This window comes from Comamonas sp. NyZ500, from assembly GCF_016772095.1.
Taxonomy (GTDB): Bacteria; Pseudomonadota; Gammaproteobacteria; order Burkholderiales; family Burkholderiaceae_C; genus Comamonas; species Comamonas thiooxydans.
In genome coordinates, this window is record NZ_JAEIJE010000015.1 from 64,087 (window position 1) to 86,750 (window position 22,664).

Here is a 22,664-nt window from a genome sequence, read left to right on the forward strand (position 1 = left end):
GCAGGCCGTTGCCTGTGAGCATTTATTCTTCAGATATTTGTCATGACATGAATCGTCTGTTGGGACTAATCGACGGCATTCGAGGCAGTCCCAGGACGCAAAAAAGGCAGCGCCGTTGCCGGCGCTGCCTTGGGTGGGATCAAAAATGACTAGGTATTAACGCGAGCCGTTCAGATCCATTTCCGAGTATTTGACGATCTTGGTGCCTTTGACCCATTTGTAGCCAAACCAGATGACCAGGAAGAGAGGCAGGCCGATATAGGTGGCGATGGCACCGACCCAGTCGATCTGGTCCTTGATCAGGTTTTCATAGTTCTGGCCCAAGGTGATGATCAGGCACAGCACAAAGGCGAAGATGGGGCCGAAGGGGAAGGCCGCTGCCTTGTAAGGCAGCTGGTTCATATCGTAGTTCTGCACTTCGCAGCCCTTGCGGAAACGGTAGTGGCTGATGGCAATGCCCAGCCAGGCGACAAAGCCGCACATGCCGGACAGATTCAGCAGCCAGATGTAGACGACTTCGGGGCTGAAGATATTGGTCAGAAAGCACAGGGCGGCAATCACGGTGGTGGCGATCAATGCCAGCACGGGAACGCCACGCGTGTTGACCTGGGCAAACAGCTTGGGCGCCATGCCCTGCTTGGCCAGCGCATACAGCATGCGGGTGGAGGCATACATGCCGGAGTTGCCGGCCGACAGCACGGAGGTCAGCACCACGGCGTTCATCACGGCAGCGGCACCCAGCAGGCCGGCACGTTCGAACACCAGTGTGAAGGGGCTGACGGCGATATCGCCCAGATCGTTGCGCAGCAACTTGGGATCGGTATAGGGAATCAGCAGGCCGATGATGAGGATGGCAAAGACGTAGAACAGCAAAATGCGCCAGAACACCTTGCGCACGGCCTTGGGCACATTCTTGGCGGGATCTTCGGATTCGCCGGCAGCGATGCCGATCAGCTCCGTGCCCTGGAAGGAAAAGCCCACCACCATGGCCACGCCGATCAAGGCTGCAAAACCACCCGCAAACGGCGCGTCGCCTGTGCTCAGGTTGGCGATATTGCCCCAGATACCGTCAGGCGCGCCGCCTTGCAAAATACCGAAGATCATCAGCACGCCGATGGCGATGAAGACCAGCACCGTTGTGACCTTGATGGCGGCAAACCAGAACTCGGACTCGCCAAAGCCCTTGGCGGACAGTGCATTCAGGCCGAACATCAGTGCCAGAAACAGTGCACTCCACAGCACGCCGTTGGTGCCGGGGAACCAGTAGGCCATCACCAGCTGCGCCGCAACCAGGTCCACGGCAATGGTCACGGCCCAGTTGTACCAGTAGTTCCAGCCTAGGGCGAAGCCAAAGCCTTCATCCACGTACTTGGCGCCATAGGTGGCAAAAGAGCCGGAGACTGGCATGTGTGCAGCCATCTCGCCCAGACTGGTCATCAGGAAATAGACCATCAGGCCCACAATCATGTAGGCCAGCAATGCGCCGCCGGGGCCTGCTTGCGAGATGGTTGCGCCAGAGGCGACAAAAAGGCCGGTGCCGATGGAGCCGCCGATGGCGATCATCGACATATGTCGGGCCTTGAGGGAACGGTGCAAGCCACCGTTGTCAGTTTTTGCTTGGCTATCGCTCATGAGAGATATTGGTTTTTTGCGGATCATGAAGCCTTGGCGGTCCTGGCTGGTAAAAGCCTGGGCCCCATGCCCGTTTGTTGCGCCCTGATATCAGGAGTCCCCGGGTATCAACGCGGTCAGCGTGAACGGCGATGACATGCATCGTGCTCAGTGGCTTCCGATAGGGTGCAGATTGTGAGCGATTTGCGCATGAGCCGTACAGCGTGAGCTGTGGATTAGGGCAGCCATGGCTTGAATCGATATCTAAGTGTTTGATATTTCAGAATTAATGACTGGATCAGGAATTCCAAAAAATATCCTTAAATCTTCGTCAAATCGTCGACGAGAGCGGCTTCATACTTGGCGTGCATTCGGCATGGCTCTGTCTATTTGATTGTTTTATTGTCAATTTCGTCAAAAATAAATGCCGAAATGTCAATGTTGGTTGTCGATAGTTTCTATCTTGAGATGAAAAAAGCTGCCAGCCAATGGTTATCAAGGACTGGCAGCTTCTTTTTTGATAGTGAACTGTGTGCGGTCAGTCCGTCCGGCCTCCATCAGCTGAGCAGCAAGGCGTCATCCGCGAGCTTCTCGCCACGTACCTTCTCGAACATATGCAGCAGGTCGGGCACGTCCATTTTGGAGCGCTCTTCGCCGCTGACGTCCAGCACCACATTGCCCTGGTGCAGCATGACGGTACGCGTGCCCACATCCAGCGCCTGGCGCATGCTGTGCGTCACCATCATGGTGGTCAGATTGGCTTCCTGCACGATGCGTGCCGTCAGCTGCAGCACAAAGTCCGCGGTGCGCGGGTCAAGAGCGGCCGTGTGTTCGTCCAGCAGCAGAATGCGCGAAGGCTGCAGCGCCGCCATCAGCAGGCTCACGGCCTGGCGCTGTCCGCCCGAGAGCAGACCGATGCGGTCGGTCAGGCGATTTTCCAGACCCAGGCCCAGCGTGGCCAGACGGTCGCGGTACAGCTCGCGATTGCTGGCCTTCACTGCCTTGGACAGGCCGCGGAGGTTGCCGCGCTCGTGCGCCAGCGCCATGTTCTCTTCGATGGAAAGGTCTTCACAGGTGCCGGCCATGGGGTCCTGAAACACGCGGGCCACCTGCTTGGAGCGGGACCATACCGGCATGCGCGTCATGTCGATGCCGGCAATTTCGATCTTGCCCTTGTCCACGCTCTGGTCGCCCGAGACGCAGTTCAGAAATGTGGACTTGCCTGCGCCGTTGGAGCCGATGACGGTCACGAACTGACCGTCGGGGATGGACAACGACAGGCCGCGCAGGGCGCGGGTTTCGATCGGCGTGCCGGGATTGAAGGTGAGTTCGAGGTTTTGTGCGTTCAGCATGATGTATTCCGATCAGTCACTGAGGGCGCAGCATTTGTTAGTGCTGCAGTTCCTTGGCGAGAGGGCCAGCAAGGGCCGCCCCGCAGCAAAGGCCATCGTCCCCCTTGGGGGACGCGGCAAAGCCGCTCAGGGGGTTACTTTCTTTTCAGCTTCTTCTTGATTTGCGGAATCACCAGTGCGATGGTCACCAGCACTGCCGTCACCAGATTCAAGTCCTGTGCCTTGAGGCCGATGGCATCGATATTGAGGGCCGCAGCGATGAAGAAGCGGTAGACCACGGCGCCGAGCACCACGGCCAGCGTGGCCCAGATGATCTTGCGCGAGGGCAGGATGGTCTCGCCCACAATCACGGCCGCCAGACCGATGACGATGGTGCCGATGCCCATGGAGATGTCGGAGCCGCCCTGCGTCTGCACGAACAGCGCTCCGGCCAGCCCGACCAGGCCATTGGAAATTGCCATGCCCAGCAGAATCATGGCGCCGGTGTTGACGCCCTGGGCGCGGGCCATGCGGGCGTTGGAGCCCGTGGAGCGGATGGCCAGACCACGTTCGGTGGCAAAGAACCAGTCCAGAGCCAGCTTGGCCACGATGACGAAGCCCAGCATGATGAGAGGGCGCATCACATAGTCGTCAATGTTCGCCGGCTGCAGCATGGTGAACAGCGTGGGTTCGTTGATCAGCGGCACATTGGGGCCTCCCATGATGCGCAGGTTGACCGAGTACAGGCCGATCATCATCAGGATGGAGGCCAGCAGGTCCATGATCTTGAGCTTGACGTTGAGCCAGCCTGTGATGAAGCCCGCCACGGCACCGGCTGCCGTGCCGGCCAGCGTGGCCAGCCAGGGGTTGGTGCCCGTGGAAATCAGAATGGCGCACACCGCACCGCCAAGGGGAAAGCTGCCGTCGACCGTCAGATCGGGGAAACGCAGCAAGCGAAAGGAGATGAAGACGCCCAGCGCCACCAGGCTGAAGATCAGGCCAATTTCAATGGCACCGAGGATGGAAAATAGAGACATAGAGAGAGCGACAGGCGCGGCAAACGTCTAAAAAAATCGGCAGGGCCATGTTGCCACGGCACCTGCCGCTGTGCTGGCACCGCCTGAGAGCGGCAGTGCTGGCGACAGGGAGTGGATTACTTGACCACGGTAGCGGCGGACTTGATCAGCGCGTCGGACAGCTTCACGCCTTGCTTTTCAGCGGCGCCGGGGTTCACGAACAGTTCCATCTTGGTAGAGACTTCGGGCTTGATGTCGCCGGGCTTCTCGCCCTTGAGAATGCGCACCACCATGCGGCCGGTCTGCTCGCCCAGATCGCGGTAGTTGATGCCGTAGGCGGCCACGGCGCCGCGCTTGACGGAGTCGGTGTCAGAAGCCACCAGAGGAATCTTGGCGTCCTGGCCAACCTTGACCAGCGATTCATAGGCCGACACCACGTTGTTGTCGGTGTTGGTGTAGATCACGTCCACCTTGCCCACCAGCGAGCGTGCGGCGCTGGAGACGTCCACCGAGCGGGGAGCCGCAGCAGTCACCAGAGTCCAGCCCATCTTGGGCAGCAGGGCCTGCAGTTCCTTCACGACCACGGCGGAGTTGGCTTCACCGGGGTTGTAGACCATGCCGATGCGCTTGGCATTGGGCACGACCTGCTTGACCAGATCCATCTGCTTGTCCAGGGCCAGCAGGTCGGAAACGCCGGTCACATTGTTCTTGGAGGGTTCCCAGCTGGCGACCAGCTTGGCGGCCACGGGGTCGGTCACGGCAGAGAACACGACAGGCACGGTCTTGGTCGACGCGATCACGGCCTGGGCGGAAGGCGTGGCGATGGCGACGATGGCATCGGGCTTGTCACCCACGAACTTGCGCGCGATCTGGGCAGCCGTACCGGTATTGCCCTGTGCACTCTGGTACTGCCACTTCAGGGACTTGCCTTCTTCGTAGCCGGCTGCCTTCAGGGCATCCTTGACGCCGTCGCGCACCGCATCCAGGGCGGGGTGTTCAACAATGGCGGTCACGGCCACGGACTTGGTATCGGCGGCATAGGCACCCGACATGGCGGAAATTGCCAGGGCCAGTGCGCCCATGCGGGCCAAGGACAGCTGCTTCATGTGTATCTCCAGCGTTTGTTGTGTGTTGCAGGTGAATTAAGACGGCAGTGCGTGATGCGCGTCGCCTCGCGGCAAAGTCTACTGCACCGATCTGGCTGTCTTCGCGATTGAGATAACCTTGTTTATCCCTATACGATGATCGCGAAAAAATGGCATGAAAGCTGCGCAAAGCGCTAATTGGCAGGAGTTAGTGTGTGTGGAAGCAGGGCTATGGCGCGCAATATTGCGTTGAGTGGTGCCTGATTTTGGTTTTGTGCCGCATTTTTCCTGCGCCTGATGCGATATGGGCAGGCATATTGATGCAATTGCCTGTTTTTTGAACATGGCTCTTTCTGCGCCGTCAAGCGATCTTCAATGAGTGATTCGCGGCGATTGCGGTGGCATGCGTTTTTTCTGTGATGCTGCAAATTTGTGGACATTTGGCGGCCTGCGTTGCTAAAAACATTCAGCCCATGAAAAAAGCCTGCCCAGCAATGGCTGGCGCAGGCTTTGTGGCGCAGCATCCGGAGCAGCGGCTGCCGAATGCAATCGCGGACGTGTTACATGCCTGAGTAGTTGGGGCCGCCGCCGCCTTCGGGTGTCACCCAGACGATGTTCTGTGTCGGGTCCTTGATGTCGCAGGTCTTGCAGTGCACGCAGTTCTGTGCATTGATCTGCAGGCGCTGCTTGCCGGCATTGGCTTCGTCCTCGACGAATTCATAGACGCCTGCGGGGCAGTAGCGCTGCTCGGGACCGGCGAACTTGGTCAGGTTCACGTCGACAGGAACGCTGGCGTCCTTGAGGGTCAGGTGAGCTGGTTGGTTCTCTGCATGATTGGTGCTGCTGATGAACACGCTGGAGAGACGGTCGAAGGTCAGCTTGCCATCGGGCTTGGGATACTCGATGGGCGTGCAATCGGCCGCAGGCTTCAGATAGGCATGGTCGGGCTTGTTGCGATGCAGCGTCCAGGGGATGTTGCCGCGCAGAACGAACTGCTCCAGGCCGTTCATGATCGAGGCGGTGGTCAGGCCCTTCTTGAACCAGGCCTTGAAGTTGCGTGCCTTCCACAGCTCCTCATACAGCCAGCTGTTCTCGAACGCATAGGTGTAGGCGGTCAGTTCGTCGCTCTGGCGACCTGCGACGATGGCGGCGTAGGCAGCTTCTGCGGCCAGCATGCCGGTCTTGATCGCGGCATGGCTGCCCTTGATGCGGCTGACGTTGAGGAAGCCGGCTTCGCAGCCCACCAGCGCGCCGCCGGGGAAGACAAAGCGGGGCAGGCTGGAGATACCACCGGCCGTGATGGCACGGGCACCGTAGGAGATACGCTTGCCGGGCTTGATGCCATTGGCTTCGTCGCCTTCCAGGTAGTAGCGGATATTGGGATGGGTCTTCCAGCGCTGCATCTCCTCGAATGGAGACAGATAGGGGTTGGAGTAATCCAGGCCGGTGATGAAGCCCAGTGTGACCAAATTGTCTTCCAGGTGATAGAGGAAGGCACCGCCGTAGGTGTCGCTCTTCATGGGCCAGCCTGCGGTGTGCAGCACCATGCCGGGCTTGTGACGCTTGGGGTCGATTTCCCAGAGTTCCTTGATGCCCAGACCGTAAGTCTGCGGGTCGCGGTTGGCGTCCAGGGAGTACTTGGCGATGATCTGCTTGCCGAGGTGGCCGCGCGCACCTTCGGCAAAGATGGTGTACTTGCCGTGCAGCTCCATGCCCAGCTGGAAGTCGCCTGTGGGCTCGCCTTCCTTGCTGATGCCCATATTGCCGGTGGCCACGCCCTTGACGGAGCCGTCTTCGTTGTAGAGCACTTCGGCCGCGGTGAAGCCGGGGAAGATTTCCACACCCAGGGCTTCGGCCTGCTCTGCCAGCCACTTGGTGACAAAGCCCAGGCGCACGATGTAGTTGCCTTCGTTATGAAAGCACTTGGGCAGCAGCCAGTTGGGCGTGCGCAAGGAGCTCTTCTCGCCGAGGAAGACCATGGCGTCTTCGGTCACCGGCTGGTTCAGGGGAGCACCCTTTTCCTTCCAGTCGGGGATCAGCTCGGTCAGCGCGCGAGGATCCATGATGGCGCCAGACAGCGTGTGTGCGCCGGGCTCGGAGCCTTTTTCCAGCACGACTACGGAGACATCCTGACCTTTTTCGGCCGCCAGTTGCTTGAGGCGAATGGCAGTGGCCAGGCCACCGGGGCCACCGCCCACCACCACCACGTCATATTCCATGGCCTCTCGCGGGCCGTACTGGGCCAGGATCTCTTCGTTTGTCATCGGGAAAGTCTCGCTTGATATTGGATTGGGAAAACTGGCGTGCGCGGCCTTGGCAGGTGCGTCTGCAAAAACCGCGATGCGGGCGATTCTATGCTGACAGCCCGGCACGACCGTGCAGATTTGGCGACAGCGCATCAATCGGTGTTGCGGCAAAGTCCATAGGCTAGTGATCGCCCCAGGGCGTGCCATCCCTCAAAGAAACTAGAACAAGGTGGTGATGCAGTTGCAAATCTCGTTCAATCAGGAGACATACCGGCATGAAAATCGAGCTGCCAGAGCTGAAGAAGCAGGTCTATGAAACGCGCTTTCCCGTACGCTGGGGCGATATGGACGCCATGGGGCATGTGAACAACGCCCAGTACTTTCGCTATCTGGAAACTGCGCGCATCGACTGGATGCGCGGCATGGGCCTGAATCCGGACCCCGCGGGGCAGGGGCCGGTCATCGTCAACGCCTTTTGCAATTTCTATCAGCAGCTTGCGTATCCCGACGAGGTGCTGCTCAAGATGTTTGTCAGCGATCCCGCGCGCACCACCTTTGAGACCTGGGCCACCATGGAGCGTGTGGCGCAGCCGGGAGTCATCTGCGCCGCTGGCGGAGGCACGGTGATCTGGGTGGATTTCCCCCGGCAGAAAGCCGCTGCGCTGCCGGACTGGATACGTTCGGCAGTAACGGCCTGAGTCCTGTTCGGAATTCCGTACATCAATCCAGATGTCGTCCGGAAAACCGATTGCGGTTATGCAAAAAAGTATTTTGAATATAAGCAAATCAAAGACTTGGACGTGATTTTTTGGCTGGCACGGTATGTGCTTAAAGGACGGCACGCCGCTTCACTGCGGCTGACCAAGTGAGACTGGGGCTGGACCTTGCTGACGAAACCTCGGTTCCGTCGGCGGTCCGTCTCGGTTTGTTGTCGCTGCCGGAACCCGGTGCCTTCAAGGCCTGGATTGAGGCAGCGGCTCAAACAACGCATACCAAGATTCCAAGAAATGAAATCCAACCGCCTGACCATCATGGTTCTGCTGGCCATGGTTCTGGGTGTGGTTGTGGGCTATCTCGTCCACGCCAACGCCGCGACACCGGAGACAGCCAAAGACATTGCCGGCTATTTCGGCATTCTCACCGACGTATTTCTGCGCATGATCAAGATGATCATTGCGCCCCTGGTGTTTGCCACGCTGGTGGCGGGGCTGGCCAATATGGGCGATGCCGGCTCTGTGGGCCGCGTGGGTGGTCGTGCGCTGGGCTGGTTTATCGCGGCATCGTTCTGCTCGCTGTTTCTGGGTCTGGTTTTTGCCAATGTGTTGCAGCCCGGCCACGGCCTGACGGTGGAGCTTCCCACGAATGCCGAGAGCCTGGGTCTGAAGACCGGTGCGCTGAATTTCAAGGATTTCATCACCCATGTCTTCCCCAAGAACATCTTCGAGGCCATGGCCACCAATGAGGTGTTGCAGATCCTTGTGTTCGCGCTGTTCTTCGGTATCGCTCTGGGCTACCTGAACCATCAGAAAAAGCACATGCTGGTCGATCTGATGGAAGAGACCTCGCATGTCATGCTGCGCGTGACCGAGTACGTGATGCGCTTTGCGCCCGTGGGCGTGTTCGGCTCTGTCGCCGGCACCATTGCCACCCACGGACTGGGCATGCTGCTGGTGTTCGGCAAATTCCTGCTGGGCTTCTATATTGCGCTGGCCGCGCTGTGGGTGCTGCTCATCGGTGCCGGCTATCTGGTGCTGGGCAAGGATGTCTTCCGTCTGCTGTCGCTGATTCGCGGCCCGGTGCTGGTGGGCTTTTTCACGGCCAGCAGCGAATCCACGCTGCCCAAACTCATGGAACAGCTGGAAAAATTCGGCATCAAGCCACGTATCACAGGCTTTGTGCTGCCTCTGGGTTACTCGTTCAACCTCGATGGCTCCATGATCTACACCACCTTCCTGGCCATCTTCATCTCTCAGGCCTATGGCATCGAGATGTCGCTGACCGCGCAGCTGACCATGCTGCTGGTGCTGATGATCTCCAGCAAGGGCATTGCCGGCGTGCCTCGTGCTTCGCTCGTGGTGGTTGCCGCCGTGCTGCCCATGTTCGGTTTGCCGGAAGCGGGCATCCTGCTGATTCTGGGTATCGACCATTTCCTGGACATGGGCCGTACATTGACCAATGTGCTGGGTAATGCCATTGCCACGGCCGTGGTTGCCAAATGGGAAGGCGACGAAGAGCAGGAGTCGTGCGCAGATCTGGCTGTCGAGCCACAGCTGATGCCCGAGCCCATTCGCGCCCGAGCCTGATCGTCCCCTTGCCCGGATTCCTGTCCCCTGCGGTGTCGGGCGCTGCTACCATGGTTCGCACCATGTTAGCTTTCCTGCCTCCGCGCCTGCGTGCTGTTTTGCTGATCCTGCTCTGGCTGGCTGCAAGCAGCCTGGGGGGCTGGCTGGGCTATCAGGGCTTTGTCAAGATCGGTCTCGAGACCGTGGTGGCTGCCGGCAACAACCGCCTCGATCTCTATGCTGCCAGCCTGCGGCGCGAGATCGACAAATTTGCCTTTCTCCCCGATGTAGTGGCCCTGCAGCCCGAGATCCTGTCGCTGCTGCAATCGCCGGACGACGAAAGACTGCAGTCTCGCGCCAATCTCTATCTGGAGGAGTTGAGCCGTCGTGCGGGCACCCTCAGCGTCTACATGCTCGATCGCGACGGTCATGTGCTGGCTGCCAGCAATTGGCGTCGTGCCGACAGCTTTGTGGGCGAGAACCTCGGTTTCAGGCCCTATGTCCAGCAGGCATTGCGAGAAGGGCGCGGGCGCTACTTCGGCGTGGGCACCACGCGCGGCGAGCCCGGCTATTACCTGACCACTACCCTGGGGCAGGGCGAGATGCATGGCGTGGTGGTGGTCAAGGTCGGGCTGGCGCAGCTCGAGCAATCCTGGGCCAGCGCAGAGTCTCCGGTACTGGTCAGCGATGAAAATACCGTGGTCATTCTCAGCAACATGCCGGCCTGGCGCTTTGCCACTTTGCTGCCGCTGGATGAGGCAAGGCGTGCCGAGCTGGAAGCTTCGCAGAAATACAACCGCCTGAACCTGCGGCCTCTGGGCTGGCGTGGCATGAGCAGTGTCACGGGCGTCAGGCAGGTGAGCATTCCCGATGTCAAGGACGCTGCGGCAGACCAGAGCGCTGGCCGCTTTCTGGCCCAGTCCAGACCCATGGCCGGCACGCCCTGGCAGATTACCGTGCTCTCTCCCTTGAGTGTTGCACTGCAGTTGGCGGCCAGTCGCGCCTGGGTGACGGGGGTGTTGATTGCGTTGATGCTTTTGCTGGGAGCTTTGCTGTACCAGCGGCGCAGACATGTGCGTGAGCAACTGGCGGCCCAGCAAGCTCTGAAGCAGGCCAACGAGGTGCTGGAAAACAAGGTGCAGCAGCGCACAGCCGATCTGCAGAGTGCCAATGTGGCGCTGCAGCAGGAGGTGATGGAGCGCATGCAGGCCGAGACCACGCTGCGCGCGGCGCAGGACGAGTTGGTACAGGCGGGCAAACTGGCCGTCATCGGTCAGCTCTCCACGGAAGTGGCCCATGAGCTGAATCAGCCCCTGGCGGCCTTGCGGGCTCTGGCCGGCAACAGTCAGCGCTTTCTGGAACGCGGTCAGAGCGAGATGGTTCAAAGCAATCTGCAGCGCATGGCGGAGCTGACCGAGCGCATGGGGCGTATTACCGGGCAGTTGCGCAACTTTGCCCGCAAGTCCGCAGGCCGGCCCGAGCCGGTTGAACTGGCCAAGGTGGTCGATGGCGCTCTGTCCCTCATGGAGCCGCGCATTGCCCAAAGCGGCGTCATGATCGTGCGACAGCCCTCGGATCTCGAGCTGAGCGCCTGGTGCGATGCCAATCGCGTACAGCAGGTGTTGATCAATCTCTTGAGCAATGCGCTGGACGCCGTGCAGGGCGGCAATACGCGGTGCGTGGAAATTGCCTGCAACCGTTCCGGGGCCTGGGCGCAGATCACGGTGCGCGACCATGGTCCCGGACTCAGCGATCAGGCGCAAGCGCGACTGTTCGAGCCTTTCTTCACGACCAAGCCCGAGGGACTGGGCCTGGGTCTGGGCCTGCCTTTGTCGGCCGAGATCGCCCAGGCCGCAGGCGGCAGCCTGACGGGCGGCAACCATCCGGAAGGCGGGGCCATCTTCACGCTGAGCCTGCCCTTGGTGGATACTCGGCCGCTGTCCTGATTGCCTGCAGCCCATGAACCCTTCCCTCAAAGTCCTGATCGTTGAAGACGATGTCGATGTCGCCATGGCCTGCGAGCAGACCATGCGCCTCGAAGGTCTGGACTGCATCTGCGTGAGCAGTGCCGAGCAGGCGCAAAAGCACCTATCCCCGGATTTTGCCGGCATCGTGGTCAGCGACATCCGCTTGCCGCAGATGAGCGGCCTTGGGCTGCTGGCAGCCGCGCGCGTGCTGGACGCCGAACTTCCCGTGATTCTCATTACCGGGCACGGCGATATCTCCATGGCCGTGCAAGCCATGAAGGATGGCGCCGCCGATTTTCTGGAAAAGCCGTTTGCGCCCGAGCGCCTTGTGGAAGCCGTGCGCCGTGCGCTGGAGCGCCGTCGCCTGGTGCTGGAGGTGCGCAGCCTGCGCCAGCAGCTACAAAGTCGGGATGTGTTGCAGCACCAGTTGCTGGGGCGCTCGCTCCCCATGCAGCAGCTGCGCAGCACATTGCAAAGCCTTGCGGCCAGCGAGGCCGATGTGCTGATTTGGGGGGAAACGGGCACCGGCAAGGAAAGAGTCGCGCGCAGCCTGCATGAATCCAGCCGGCGCAAGAGCGGCAATTTTGTCGCCGTCAACTGCGGCGGCCTGCCGGAGACGCTGTTTGACAGCGAAATGTTCGGCAGCGAGGCTGGGGCCTTTACCGGCGCGGGCAAAAAGCGCATCGGCAAGATCGAACATGCCAGCGGCGGTACCTTGTTTCTCGACGAGATCGAAAGCATGCCCTTGCCCATGCAGGCCAAGCTGCTGCGCGTGCTGCAGGAAAGAGTGCTGGAGCGCCTGGGCTCGAATACGCTCATTCCCGTCGACTGCCGTGTGATTGCCGCAACCAAGGTCGATTTGCTGGAACTCAGCCGTCAGGGCCTGTTTCGCTCCGATCTTTACTACCGTCTCAATGTGGTCACCGTGAACCTGCCCCCGCTGCGCGAGCGCCGCGAGGATGTTGCGCTGCTGTTCGAGCATTTCGCGTTGCAGGCCGCCGCCCGCCACCAGCGCCCCGTGGCAGAGCTGACGCCGCAGCGCCTGCAGGCGCTGCTTGCCCACGACTGGCCAGGCAATGTGCGCGAGCTGCGCAACACGGCCGAGCGCATCACGCTGGGGCTGGATGCCGGCCTGTCCCCGTCCGGTACGGCGCCCGAGGCAGCGGCTTCGTTGGCGGCAACCATGGAGTCCATAGAGCGTTCCCTGATTTCCGAAGCCTTGCGCAACAACGAAGGCAGCCTGACACGCACGGCCCAGGCGCTGCACACCCCCAAGACAACGCTGCACGACAAGATTCGCAAGTACGGGCTGTGACCGGGCCGTGACCGAGCCATGAGCGCGGCAGAGCAGGCTCGCCGTTGCCAGGCTTGTGCTCCGGAGCGAAACCCGCGTCCCGCTACACTGAGGCATGCGTGAATTCAAGGTCATGGTCGTCGGTGCTTATGGCTTCTTCGGCAGCCGGCTGGTTGCCAGGCTGGCCAGGCAAAGCGGTTTGCACATCGTGGTGGCAGGGCGCTGTGCTTCTGCGGCGCAGGCGCTGGTTGAAAGTCTGGCCCCGGGCGCTTGCTCAAGCCTGAGCCAGGCGGTGCTGGACGTGATGGCGCCCGGTCTGGAGGACAGGCTCAAGATGCTGGAGGTGGATGCGCTCATTCACACCTCGGGCCCGTTTCAGGGGCAGGACTACCGCGTGGCCCTAGCCTGTGCCCATGCCGGCGTCCACTATGTGGATCTGGCCGATGGGCGTGACTTTGTCTGCGGCATCGATGTGCTCGATCCGCAGGCCAAAGCTGCGGGCGTGCTGTTGCTCAGCGGTGCCAGCTCGGTGCCTGCGCTGTCCTCGGCGGTCGTGGATGAGCTGGCTTCGGCTATGGCTCGCGTCAGCCGTATCGACATAGGCATCAGCCCGGGCAATCGTACGGATAGAGGCCTGTCCACCGTCGCTGCCATCCTCAGCTATTGTGGCAAGCCGCTGCCTGGCTCCGGGCAGCAAGCCGTGATTGGCTGGCTGCGCAGCTATGGGCATGACTATCCGGCCCCTGTTGGGCGGCGGCTGCTGTCGGCCTGCGATGTACCGGATCTCGCACTGCTACCGCTTCGCTATGAAGGCAGTCCGTCCATCAGCTTCGGTGCCGGGCTTGAGCTGTCGTTCTTGCAGCGCGGGATGAATGTCATGGCCTGGCTGGCTCACAGAGGGCTGGTGCAGGACTGGTCTGCACATGCGCGCAGGCTCAAGCGCATGGCGGACTGGTTCAGGAACTGGGGCAGCGATGCAGGGGCCATGCATGTCACGGTCAGTGGCCTGGATGCAAAGGCGCAAGCCTGCCAGCGCTGCTGGGTGCTTATGGCGGGCTCGGGCGACGGGCCTTATGTTCCCACGCTGGCCGCCAGTGCGCTGGCACGCAAGCTGGCTGCGGGCGTACCGCTGGAGCCCGGCGCCAGGTCTTGCATGGGGCTGCTGACGCTGCAGGACTTTGCAGTCGAAGCGCAGGGACTGGATATTCAGATGCGGGAGCTTGCCTGATGATGCAGAGCGCCTCTTTGTTTCAGCAGGCCATGGGCGATGAGTTCTGCAAGCTCGATGTCGCCCTGCAGCGCTTTCACGGCCTGCAGGGTGAGCATGAGCTTCAGGGCAGGGTGCAGACCGGCGCCCCCCGGACTCTGGCGGCCAAGCTGCTGGCGCTGGCTCTGGGCACGCCACGCGCCGCCAGCGAGGGGACGATTCATTTCGAACTGCAGGCCAGTCCCGAGGTGGAAACCTGGATTCGCATCTTCCCCTCGCAGCTCATGCGCTCAACCATGCAGTTGCACAATGGCTGCCTGATCGAGCGCCTTGGCCTGGCGCGACTGTGCTTTGCCTTGCAGGCGGTGGATGGACGGCTTCTCATGCGACTGCAGCGTCTGTATTTTCTGGGCTTCCCATGCCCGGGCTGGCTGGCACCGCGCATCGTGGCCGAAGAAACCGGAGCCGGGGAGCATATGCAATTTCATGTCGAAGCGGCCGTCCCCCTGATTGGTGTAGTGGCCAGTTATCGTGGCTATCTGTTGCTGCCCGAGGAAAAAGCATGATTGTGGTCTTTGATGCGCAATGTCTGTTGTGCAATGGCTGGGTGCAGTTCTTGCTCAAGCACGACAAGCAGGGCATTTTTCAGTTCGCCGCCATACAGGGCGAGGTCGGCGGCAAGCTGTTGGCCGATGCAGGCTTGCGCATGGAAGGTCTGCAGACCCTGCTGCTGGTGGACGGCCAGCGCTCCTGGCAGCACACGGATGCCATCCTGCGCGTGCTGCACGCACTGGGCTGGCCCTGGCGACTGACGGCAGTGATCAGGTTGATACCCGCTGCATTGCGCGATGCGCTCTACCGCATGATTGCCAGAAACCGCTATCACTGGTTTGGCAAAAGCGAGCAGTGCATGATGCCGGACCCTGCTGTGGCTGCCCGCTTTCTGGACTGAATTTCGGATGAAAACCGGTATCGCTCAGCGAATATGGAGATCAATGCGATTGATGGATACTCAATCAGGCATGCTCTGCCGGCATGGGCGGAATATTCAATAGGGCTTGGTACTGTTTCTGCAGATCGCCAAAGCGTTGCAGCGTCGGCAGCACAGCTTGCATATTCAACGCCTTGTGCAGCAGCGGCAACTGCTGCATGCCGAGATTGTTCAATGACTGGCTTGGCTCGTGAAAGCAGGCTTCGCCTTTTTCATCTTCGTAGTACAACTGCTCCAGTTCGCGCCAGCCCACGTAGTAGCCGTAGTCAAAGAACTCCTGAAAGTTCTCGGCAATCACCCAGCTCAATTCGTTCACGCAGGGCAGGGTCATGACGATGGGGCTGACGTTACCGGGCAGGCGCTCATCGACCAGATAGCTGTAATGAACGCTGTCGCAGCCCGTGGTCGCAAACGTCATCACATTGCGCGGCGTGCACCAACCGATGTAACTCGGTACGGGGGGTATCTCCAGCCACAGGCCGCAGTCCCCAAAAACGGCTTCGGGCGACAGGCCGAACTTCGGGCCTATGGCTGCAGCCGCGTCGTACAAAGTCTGCAGTGGTGCGGGAACCTGAAAGGACCGAATTGCATTGCGCATTGCAGCATATTAGCAACGCCGGTTAGGCGGCCCGGCGCTTACTCATTAGAATACGTCGCTTATCAGTCCTTCTTGATGCTGCTGCTCGAAGGTGCGTTGCATCTCCCAGATTCGGAGATGCGCTGTTGCGTACCTGTTTTTCTCAGCATCATGCCGCACTCTTCCGGGAAGCTTTCCCGACTGCAAAAAGCCCTGTCACGTCAGGGCATCCAGGTCTCCTACCGAGACAATATCTATCAAATCCATAACGAGCAGGCAGCAGCCACCATTTTGCTGCCCGGCAGCCTGCCGTTGGAGCACAAAGCCGTTAGTCAATTGCTGGACTTCGCCTCGGTTGCCGACCCGCAAGGCCATGGCGCGGTCTGCAAAGCCTGTGCCACGCCGGACTTTCACCCCGGCAGCATTGCGCCCGTGGGGGCGGTGGTGGCCACGTCGCCAGACTTCGTGATTCCTGCGGCCATCGGCACGGACATCAACTGCGGCATACGCCTGCTGAGCACGGGCCTGACGCAGGCGCAGGCCGAGCTGCACAAAAGCACCATCGTGCAGCGGCTGACCCGCGTCATCTTGCAGAACGGGCGCGATGTACCCGTGCGCAGCGTAGGCTTCAAGGCGCTGTTTGATGAGGGCCCAGAGGCCTTTATTGAACAGTTGCCTGACGTGGGTCTATGGCAAGGTGTGAACCGCGACCGGCTGCAGGCCGAACTGGCCGAGTGCGTGGGCCTGCAAGGCTTTGCGGGCCGGAGTCGCTACGCGCCTGAAGCCCTGTTGCAGGCGCGCGAGCTGCTGCGCCCGCCATCTGCTGCCGACCTGGGAAGCGGTAACCACTTTCTGGAGTTCTGCGTGGTCGATGAAATCTACGATCGTCATGCCGCCTATGCTGCGGGGCTCAAGAAGGGCGATGTCACGGTGATGATCCACACCGGCTCTCGCGATGTCGGCTTTTATGTCGGTCGCCGCTGGATGGACCTGGCCAGGCAGCAATGGCCGCAAGGTATCAAACACCCTCAGCATGGTCTGTATGGCCTGAGCGGCGTGCTGGCGCAGGACTATCTGCAAGCGATGGGCGTGGCTGCGCGCTATGCGTGGTTCAACCGCATGGCGCTGGCGGAGCTGGTGCGCAAAGAGCTGGCAGGCATTGCCGCGCCCGATGCATCGCGCCTGATTGTGGATGTGCCCCACAATGTGGTGATGACCGAGGGCGAGTTCAATGTGCACCGCAAGGGCTCCACTCCCGCGCATGACGGCCAGTGGGCGCTGATTCCGGGATCGATGGGTGATTACTCCTTTCTCGTCAAAGGTCTGGGCCATGAAGACTGGCTGCGGTCCTGCAGCCACGGAGCGGGCCGCCAGGTGCGCAGACAGGACACGCGGCGCATGAAGCAGCCGCTGGTCGAATCCGTCTGGCAATGCATCACCTTGCGTGAAGAGCGACTGATCGAAGAAGCGCCCAGTGCCTACAAACCCGTAGGGCCGGTGCTGCAGGCGCAGGAAGAGGCGGGGCTGATCCGTGCGAGTGTGCGGTTGAAGCCTTGGTTGACTTTCAAGGCCTGATGTTGAAGCTGCAGCCAGCGCCTGATGGCCAAGTGCTGGCAGCAAGGCTGTTCGACTATTCGGGCGTTCGAGGAAGATGCAGCGCAATCGATACGTGGCAGGCAATCAGATCACTGCTTAAAACCCGTCACGCCATGGAGATGGCTGTCTCGATTTGCTGCAATTTCACATCTTGCAGCTGCATGGCTTGTGCTTGTATCGCATGCACCGCTCTGGTCGCACTCTGTAATGCCCGGTGCGCCGGCTTATAGTGCAGCTAGCAGTGCCGGTAACGAATTCGTTCACGAACCAGAGTCAGCGACCGTGTGAGATGCCGCAGTCACCTTTCGATCAATACTCGCTGCTGCAGGTCGCTTATGCCTGTGGCCACATGAGCCAACCATGAACATGACCGCCAGCTTTACTCTCGTTCCCGCCGACTTCGTTCGCCTGCAGAAAATGGTTTCGCGGCGCTGGCATCAGAAGGCAGGGATGCTTTCCTGGCCGTTCCTCTTGAGGGTTGTGGTGTGGCTCTGCATTGGCCTCGCTGGTGCAGCCTACGCGCGACTGATGTGTGAGTTTCCCGAGATCTCCCGCCCGCTGGGAGTGGTTGCCTGCCTTTTGGTCGTCGCTTTGATCGCCGTCGTGACGATGCCATACCTGTCACAGGCATCCATGCGCAAGCTCATGCTCCTGCCGGATGGAGCGTTTCTGTCGCCACAAACGGTCACGCTCTCGTCGGACGCCATCAGGGTAGCCTCGGTTCGAGGAGACACGATACTGCCGTGGTCAGGAGTGCTGGCGCTTGCCGAAGATGACGTGAACTACTATCTGTTCATCGACGCTATGCAGGCCCTGGTACTGCCTAAGGCAGCCATTGCCCCCATGGCTGCAGAGTTCGAGCAGTTCACGCGCCATCTCAGGGCCTCTGCGATTTAAGTCTTTGTTCTTGCAGATGCTTGCGCAGTCATGACGGCAACCCGAGGCACAGGGGCCAGGCTTGCTCGCGTCCAATACCATCTGGCCCTTGTAACGGCCTGCTGCTAATTTCCTGGCGTCTGCTTCTGCTCTTGAAGCGTCAGGGCCTCGCGTCGCTGGATTTCATCCACCAGTGCCTTGAACTGGCGTTTCAGCAACTGGCGCAGCACTGGCTTCCCGACCAGCGGCGGGATGGCGAAAGCCGGGACCAGGCGAGCGCTGTAAGCCAAGCGTACCCGGCCGTCGGCTTGGGGTTCCAGGGTATAGCTGCCGTCCATCTGTTTGAGATTGCCGCCTATTGCATGTGCGGCAATGCGCTGCTGCGGCCATTCGGTCACGGCCAGTCTGACCTCGATTGCCTGGCGAAAAAACAGAAACCCCAGACTGCCTTTTTGCTCCAGCAGCACCTGGTTGCCATCGCGTTGCAGCACGCGCGAACTTTGCATATCCGGCACAAAGTCGGCCAGATGCTCGTAGTCGGAAATCACGCTCCAGGCCGTAGCCAGCCGGACTTGCATGACGGCCGAGGCGTTCACGGTCATGGCCTCATTGTGCTCGGCAGTCTCTATGCGCAGCTCTTGTGCCGAAACCTGCAAACCGCCGCAGAACAGGGTCAGAGCTGCGCCGCAGGCACCGACAAGCCCTGTTCTCATGACAGGGATTCCTGCTTCAAAGGTGGAGCGGCGCGTACTTCGAAGTTCAACTCGAGCCTGTCGCGGACCTGGATTGCACCGCCCAGGATGGACAAAGGCGTGATGCCAAAACTCGATTGATCGATGCTCAGCGAGCCGCTGATATGGAATTCGCTCGGCGTCCTCCTGATTCGGGCCGGTACGCTCAGGCTGCGTGTGACGCCGTGAAGAGTGAGTTCCAGGGCCAGCAATACATCGCCGTCCGCTTCGGGGGAGGCATGTGCCTGGATCAGTGCAAATGGATGGACCGAGGTTTGCAGCAGCTTGTTCAGCATATTGGCACGGGTCGCTTCAATATCGGCTGCGCTGGGCTGGGTGTCCAGAGCCGCCTTGGCGCGCAGAGCGGGTTCGTCGACCGATAGCCTGTCCAGCGCCACATAGAGATCGGCCCGGCCAAGCCGGGGGGCCACATAGCCTTGTAGCTCATGGCTGGCAATCACATGGTCGTGCCCCAGTCTGGCCAGAGCGCCAGCGCGTCGAACGGTGATCGAGACCAGGGAATGCGATGAATCGATCTGAAGCACCGACTGGCCCCGTGCAGCAGCATCGGCATAGAAGGCCGCAGGAAAGTCCGCAGGCCTTGCCGTCGGGGCGGGAGGCTGGGCTGGCTCGATGCCTGGTTGCGAGCAGCCTGTGATCAGAGCCAGCAGGAGTGCAATCAGCTGTCTGCGCAATGTCATGGCAACTCGCGCAGCTGGATGCGAAATTTCACTGTCACGGCGTCTCCCACGGCATTGCTGCTCTTCCACTCTCCTGTGCCGATATCAAATATCGAGCGATGGGTAACGAATTCGCCTTCCATGCGGCGCTCCTCGGGCTTCCAGCTGAACGGCAGCACAAGCGGCTGCCTGCGGCCTTTCAGCAGCAGGGTGCCGCGTGCCCGATAACCGGCTGCGCCGGGGGCGTCAAGAATCTCCCTGGCATCAAAGACTGCCTCGGGATAACGCACAAAGTCAAACCAGTCCTTGCCGGCAATGGCCTGGTTGATGTCCGGGTTGGCCATGTCGGCGCTGCTGATGCGAATGCTGACATTGAGCCTGTTGCTGTCTGGCTTTTGAGGGTCGAAGTCAAAGCGAACCCGGAAGTCTTTGAACACGCCGGTGACCGGTGTTTGCTCGAAAGTGGCGGTGAATTCCAGTCTGTTGTCGCCACCGGGCTTGAGCTCCCACGAGGTGGCATGAGCTGCAGTGGCGCAGAGCGTGGCGAGCAGGGCGGCGAGGCAGCAAACGGTATTGCGCATCTGGATGACCTCCGGCAAACAGCGTTTTGCCGGGTTGGCCGCTGCTCTGTGAGGGATGATGCGTCATTCCCGTGCAAGCTGCATCGATTGCAGCCCACGAGTTACTGCTTGTTGCTTCAGGCTTTTTTCTCGCGCGGCACCCGGCCCATCAGATAGAACTCGGGATTGGGTTGCATGCCCGCGAAGCTGGCCATCCGGTTGGACAGTCCGAAGAAGGCGGTAATGGCCGCAATGTCCCAGATATCCTCGTCGTCAAAACCGTGAGGGTACAAGGCTTCGTAGTCGGCATCGTCGATTTCGGCACTGTGCAGACAGACCTTCATGGCAAAGTCCAGCATGGCCCGCTCGCGCGGGCTGATGTCGGCCTTGCGGTAATTGACCGCCACCTGGTCGGCGATCAGCGGCTTTTTCTCATAGATGCGCAAGATGGCGCCATGAGCCACCACGCAATACAGGCACTGATTGGCAGCGCTGGTGGCGGTGACGATCATTTCGCGCTCGCCCTTGCTGAGACTGCCGTCTTCCTTGAGCATCAGCGCATCGTGGTAGGCAAAGAAGGCGCGCCACTCGGCCGGCCGGCGAGCAAAGGCCAGAAAAACATTGGGAATAAAGCCCGACTTTTGCTGTACCTCGGCGATGCGCTGCCTGATGTCTTCAGGCAGGCTGTTCAGATCGGGAAAGGGGTAGCGGCTTTTCATGGTGCCTGTCTCCTTTGGAGTTTTGCTGATATGTACCAACCATGACAAGCATGGCACGGGTGGGCGCTCCAAAGCTGTCGTTTGCGTTGCAGATGCTGCTATTGCGGCATTGGGCCTGTCAGGCTTTGCCTGTCAGATGCTGGCATCCATCAGATTCGACGTGGCCGGTGTGCCGGTGGCGATCAGCAGCAGGCCCAGGACAAGCAGCACGCAGCCCAGGCTGCGATCTACCCAGGGACGTATGGCTTGAACCTTGGGCTGGAGCACCGGGGCCGAGAAGAAACAGGCTACCAGCGCAAACCACAGCACGTGGGCCATGGCGACGAAAAGGCCGTAGGCCAACTGGGTGGGCATGGGCACGGCAGGGCCGACGATTTGCATGAACAGGCTGAGGATGAAGAGCGCTGTCTTGGGATTGAGTGCATTGGTCAGAAAGCCCAGGACAAAAAGCGAGCGGCCTGGCGCATGGCCTTTGCGTGCATTGCGCTGGCCGGGTTCGGCGCTGGATCGGGAATCTGGCCGATCGTCATTTGCACGGCTGGCGCCGCGCCAGAGACAAATTCCCAGCCACACCAGATAGGCTGCGCCCGCATATTTGAGCAGCTTGAAAAGCCAGGGCAGTCCTTGCAGGACCATACCCAGTCCCAGCAGGGTGTAGGCCACATGGATCAGAACGCCACAGCCGATGCCCAGCGCCACCCAGAGACCCGCACGGCGCGATTCCATCAGGCTGGTGCGGGTGACCATGGCGAAATCGGCGCCGGGGCTGATGACGGCGAGAGAGGTAACGAGAATCACGGTGGGCCAGGCGTTCATACTGTGTATTGCTTGAGTTCAAATATCAGTTTGTGAGATGGCGCTGTTGCACGAGAATGGCAAACAGCGCTCTACAGCTAAGAACTCTAGGGCGGTCAAAGTTTTTTGAATAACGATGATTTCTCAAGAAAATAGTGATTCAAACTCACATATTTCTGCTGGCGGTCCACCACGAATGCCTTCGCTGGTCGCTTTACGCTGTTTTGAAGCGGCAGCGCGGCTGGAGAGCTTCAGCCGCGCTGCCGATGAGCTGCACCTGACCCATGGAGCCATCAGCCGCGCGGTGCGCTCGGTGGAGGAAGAGTTGGGGGCGCAGCTGTTTGAGCGCCGCAATCGCCGTGTCTTTCTCAATGCTGCGGGGAGGCTGTTGTTCGACGGAGTGCATGCCGGTCTGGGCCAGATGGCACGTGCTGCCGAGGCGGTGCGGCAGCAGGTGGCAGGCAGGCCGCTGCTGCTGTCCTGCGAGCCCACGTTGCTGATGCGCTGGCTGATTCCGCGCTGGGGCGACTTCCAGGCGCGCTACCCGCAGCACACTGTGCATCTGGTTGCGGGCGGTGGCAGCGTGGAATGGGGGCGCGGCATCGATCTGGCCATTCGGCGCAACGACTTTGACTGGGGGCCCAATGTCCAAATGCAGCCCTTGTGCGCAGAGCACATGGGGCCGGTCTGCCATCCGGACAGTCTGGCGCAGTTCTTTGCGTTGCAGCCCGATGGCGGCCTTGTGCTTCGTGGCGATGCAACGCTCTTGCATAGCAAGACGCGTCCCAAGGCCTGGGAGGATTGGTGGACAACCCAGCCAGATCAGCCTCCCACCCAGATCCGGCAGGCGCAAGCAGGCGGTGATCTGGTGCTTGAGCATTTCTACCTGAGCTTGCAGGCCGCAGCAGCGGGCCTGGGTGTAGCCATGGGCCCGCAACTGCTGGTGGAGGACGATATCGCCGCCGGCCGGCTGGTGGCGCCGCTGGGCTTTGTACCCGATGGCTCGCAATACTGTCTGCTGGCCGTACAGAGTTGGGAGGCGGGCTCGGTGCAGCAGCTTCTGGTCGACTGGATTCAGCAGCAGATGCAAGGCTGAACGC

22 protein-coding genes are annotated in these 22,664 nt (G+C 60.6%); 11 read left to right on the forward strand and 11 right to left on the reverse strand.

What is annotated here, in order from left to right; translation table 11 throughout:
- Positions 1-156: 156 nt before the first annotated feature.
- The 4 genes from JAO85_RS19390 to JAO85_RS19405 all read right to left on the reverse strand — a co-directional run bounded on the left by JAO85_RS19390 (position 157) and on the right by JAO85_RS19405 (position 5,064).
- Positions 157-1,569, reverse strand: a complete 1,413-nt coding sequence (locus JAO85_RS19390) for an amino acid permease (RefSeq protein ID WP_003064899.1) — start codon at positions 1,567-1,569, stop codon at positions 157-159.
- A gap of 599 nt (positions 1,570-2,168) precedes the next feature.
- Entirely contained in the window at positions 2,169-2,963 is a 795-nt protein-coding gene (locus JAO85_RS19395) for an ABC transporter ATP-binding protein (protein ID WP_003064901.1), read from the reverse strand.
- Positions 2,964-3,097: 134 nt separating this feature from the next.
- On the reverse strand, positions 3,098-3,979 hold the full coding sequence (locus tag JAO85_RS19400; protein ID WP_012838434.1) for an ABC transporter permease: 882 nt from the start codon (positions 3,977-3,979) through the stop codon (positions 3,098-3,100).
- A gap of 116 nt (positions 3,980-4,095) precedes the next feature.
- Positions 4,096-5,064, reverse strand: coding sequence for an ABC transporter substrate-binding protein (locus JAO85_RS19405; RefSeq protein WP_039050780.1), 969 nt, complete (start codon positions 5,062-5,064; stop codon positions 4,096-4,098).
- A 395-nt stretch (positions 5,065-5,459) separates the two neighbouring features.
- Here JAO85_RS19405 and JAO85_RS19410 point away from each other — a divergent pair, with 395 nt between their 5' ends.
- Entirely contained in the window at positions 5,460-5,615 is a 156-nt protein-coding gene (locus JAO85_RS19410; RefSeq protein ID WP_202788793.1) for a hypothetical protein, read from the forward strand.
- Here JAO85_RS19410 and JAO85_RS19415 read toward each other — a convergent pair.
- Complete coding sequence (locus JAO85_RS19415) at positions 5,604-7,307, reverse strand: electron transfer flavoprotein-ubiquinone oxidoreductase (protein WP_034355525.1); 1,704 nt, start codon at positions 7,305-7,307, stop codon at positions 5,604-5,606. The genes JAO85_RS19410 and JAO85_RS19415 overlap by 12 nt on opposite strands.
- A 257-nt stretch (positions 7,308-7,564) precedes the next feature.
- Between JAO85_RS19415 and JAO85_RS19420 the strand changes: the two genes are divergently transcribed.
- From JAO85_RS19420 to JAO85_RS19450, 7 genes are all read left to right on the forward strand, one after another.
- Positions 7,565-7,987 carry a thioesterase family protein gene (locus JAO85_RS19420; protein WP_012838431.1) on the forward strand — a complete coding sequence of 141 codons (423 nt, stop codon included), beginning with the start codon at positions 7,565-7,567 and terminating at the stop codon, positions 7,985-7,987.
- A gap of 309 nt (positions 7,988-8,296) precedes the next feature.
- A complete protein-coding gene (locus tag JAO85_RS19425) occupies positions 8,297-9,592 on the forward strand; it encodes a dicarboxylate/amino acid:cation symporter (RefSeq protein ID WP_039050781.1) in 1,296 nt (431 codons plus the stop codon).
- 62 nt (positions 9,593-9,654) lie between these two features.
- Positions 9,655-11,517, forward strand: coding sequence for an ATP-binding protein (locus tag JAO85_RS19430; RefSeq protein ID WP_237734917.1), 1,863 nt, complete (start codon positions 9,655-9,657; stop codon positions 11,515-11,517).
- A gap of 13 nt (positions 11,518-11,530) precedes the next feature.
- Positions 11,531-12,853, forward strand: coding sequence for a sigma-54 dependent transcriptional regulator (locus JAO85_RS19435; protein ID WP_202788795.1), 1,323 nt, complete (start codon positions 11,531-11,533; stop codon positions 12,851-12,853).
- Positions 12,854-12,947: 94 nt separating this feature from the next.
- A complete protein-coding gene (locus tag JAO85_RS19440) occupies positions 12,948-14,060 on the forward strand; it encodes a saccharopine dehydrogenase family protein (protein ID WP_202788796.1) in 1,113 nt (370 codons plus the stop codon).
- Positions 14,060-14,605, forward strand: a complete 546-nt coding sequence (locus JAO85_RS19445; RefSeq protein WP_087864563.1) for a DUF4166 domain-containing protein — start codon at positions 14,060-14,062, stop codon at positions 14,603-14,605. The genes JAO85_RS19440 and JAO85_RS19445 overlap by 1 nt, the downstream gene beginning before the upstream one ends.
- Positions 14,602-14,991: a thiol-disulfide oxidoreductase DCC family protein gene (locus JAO85_RS19450; protein WP_202788797.1), complete on the forward strand. Its 390-nt coding sequence runs from the start codon at positions 14,602-14,604 to the stop codon at positions 14,989-14,991. The genes JAO85_RS19445 and JAO85_RS19450 overlap by 4 nt, the downstream gene beginning before the upstream one ends.
- Positions 14,992-15,055: 64 nt before the next feature.
- Here the strand turns inward: JAO85_RS19450 and JAO85_RS19455 are convergent, their stop codons facing one another.
- Entirely contained in the window at positions 15,056-15,628 is a 573-nt protein-coding gene (locus JAO85_RS19455) for a hypothetical protein (RefSeq protein WP_202788798.1), read from the reverse strand.
- Positions 15,629-15,703: 75 nt separating this feature from the next.
- Here JAO85_RS19455 and JAO85_RS19460 point away from each other — a divergent pair, with 75 nt between their 5' ends.
- Together JAO85_RS19460 and JAO85_RS19465 are read left to right on the forward strand one after the other, a co-directional pair.
- Positions 15,704-17,182, forward strand: coding sequence for an RtcB family protein (locus JAO85_RS19460; protein WP_202788799.1), 1,479 nt, complete (start codon positions 15,704-15,706; stop codon positions 17,180-17,182).
- A 381-nt stretch (positions 17,183-17,563) separates the two neighbouring features.
- Positions 17,564-18,100 carry a YcxB family protein gene (locus JAO85_RS19465; RefSeq protein WP_202788800.1) on the forward strand — a complete coding sequence of 179 codons (537 nt, stop codon included), beginning with the start codon at positions 17,564-17,566 and terminating at the stop codon, positions 18,098-18,100.
- Positions 18,101-18,204: 104 nt separating this feature from the next.
- Here the strand turns inward: JAO85_RS19465 and JAO85_RS19470 are convergent, their stop codons facing one another.
- From JAO85_RS19470 to JAO85_RS19490, 5 genes are all read right to left on the reverse strand, one after another.
- A complete protein-coding gene (locus tag JAO85_RS19470; RefSeq protein WP_054075630.1) occupies positions 18,205-18,792 on the reverse strand; it encodes an SRPBCC family protein in 588 nt (195 codons plus the stop codon).
- Entirely contained in the window at positions 18,789-19,511 is a 723-nt protein-coding gene (locus tag JAO85_RS19475) for a YceI family protein (protein WP_054075631.1), read from the reverse strand. Before JAO85_RS19475 ends, JAO85_RS19470 begins: the two co-directional genes overlap by 4 nt.
- Positions 19,508-20,071 carry a YceI family protein gene (locus JAO85_RS19480; protein WP_039050811.1) on the reverse strand — a complete coding sequence of 188 codons (564 nt, stop codon included), beginning with the start codon at positions 20,069-20,071 and terminating at the stop codon, positions 19,508-19,510. Before JAO85_RS19480 ends, JAO85_RS19475 begins: the two co-directional genes overlap by 4 nt.
- Before the next feature lie 116 nt (positions 20,072-20,187).
- A complete protein-coding gene (locus JAO85_RS19485) occupies positions 20,188-20,769 on the reverse strand; it encodes a peroxidase-related enzyme (RefSeq protein WP_012838418.1) in 582 nt (193 codons plus the stop codon).
- 132 nt (positions 20,770-20,901) lie between these two features.
- Positions 20,902-21,585, reverse strand: coding sequence for a LysE family translocator (locus JAO85_RS19490; RefSeq protein WP_054075632.1), 684 nt, complete (start codon positions 21,583-21,585; stop codon positions 20,902-20,904).
- Positions 21,586-21,760: 175 nt separating this feature from the next.
- Here JAO85_RS19490 and JAO85_RS19495 point away from each other — a divergent pair, with 175 nt between their 5' ends.
- Positions 21,761-22,660, forward strand: a complete 900-nt coding sequence (locus JAO85_RS19495) for a LysR substrate-binding domain-containing protein (RefSeq protein ID WP_054075633.1) — start codon at positions 21,761-21,763, stop codon at positions 22,658-22,660.
- Positions 22,661-22,664 lie beyond the last annotated feature (4 nt).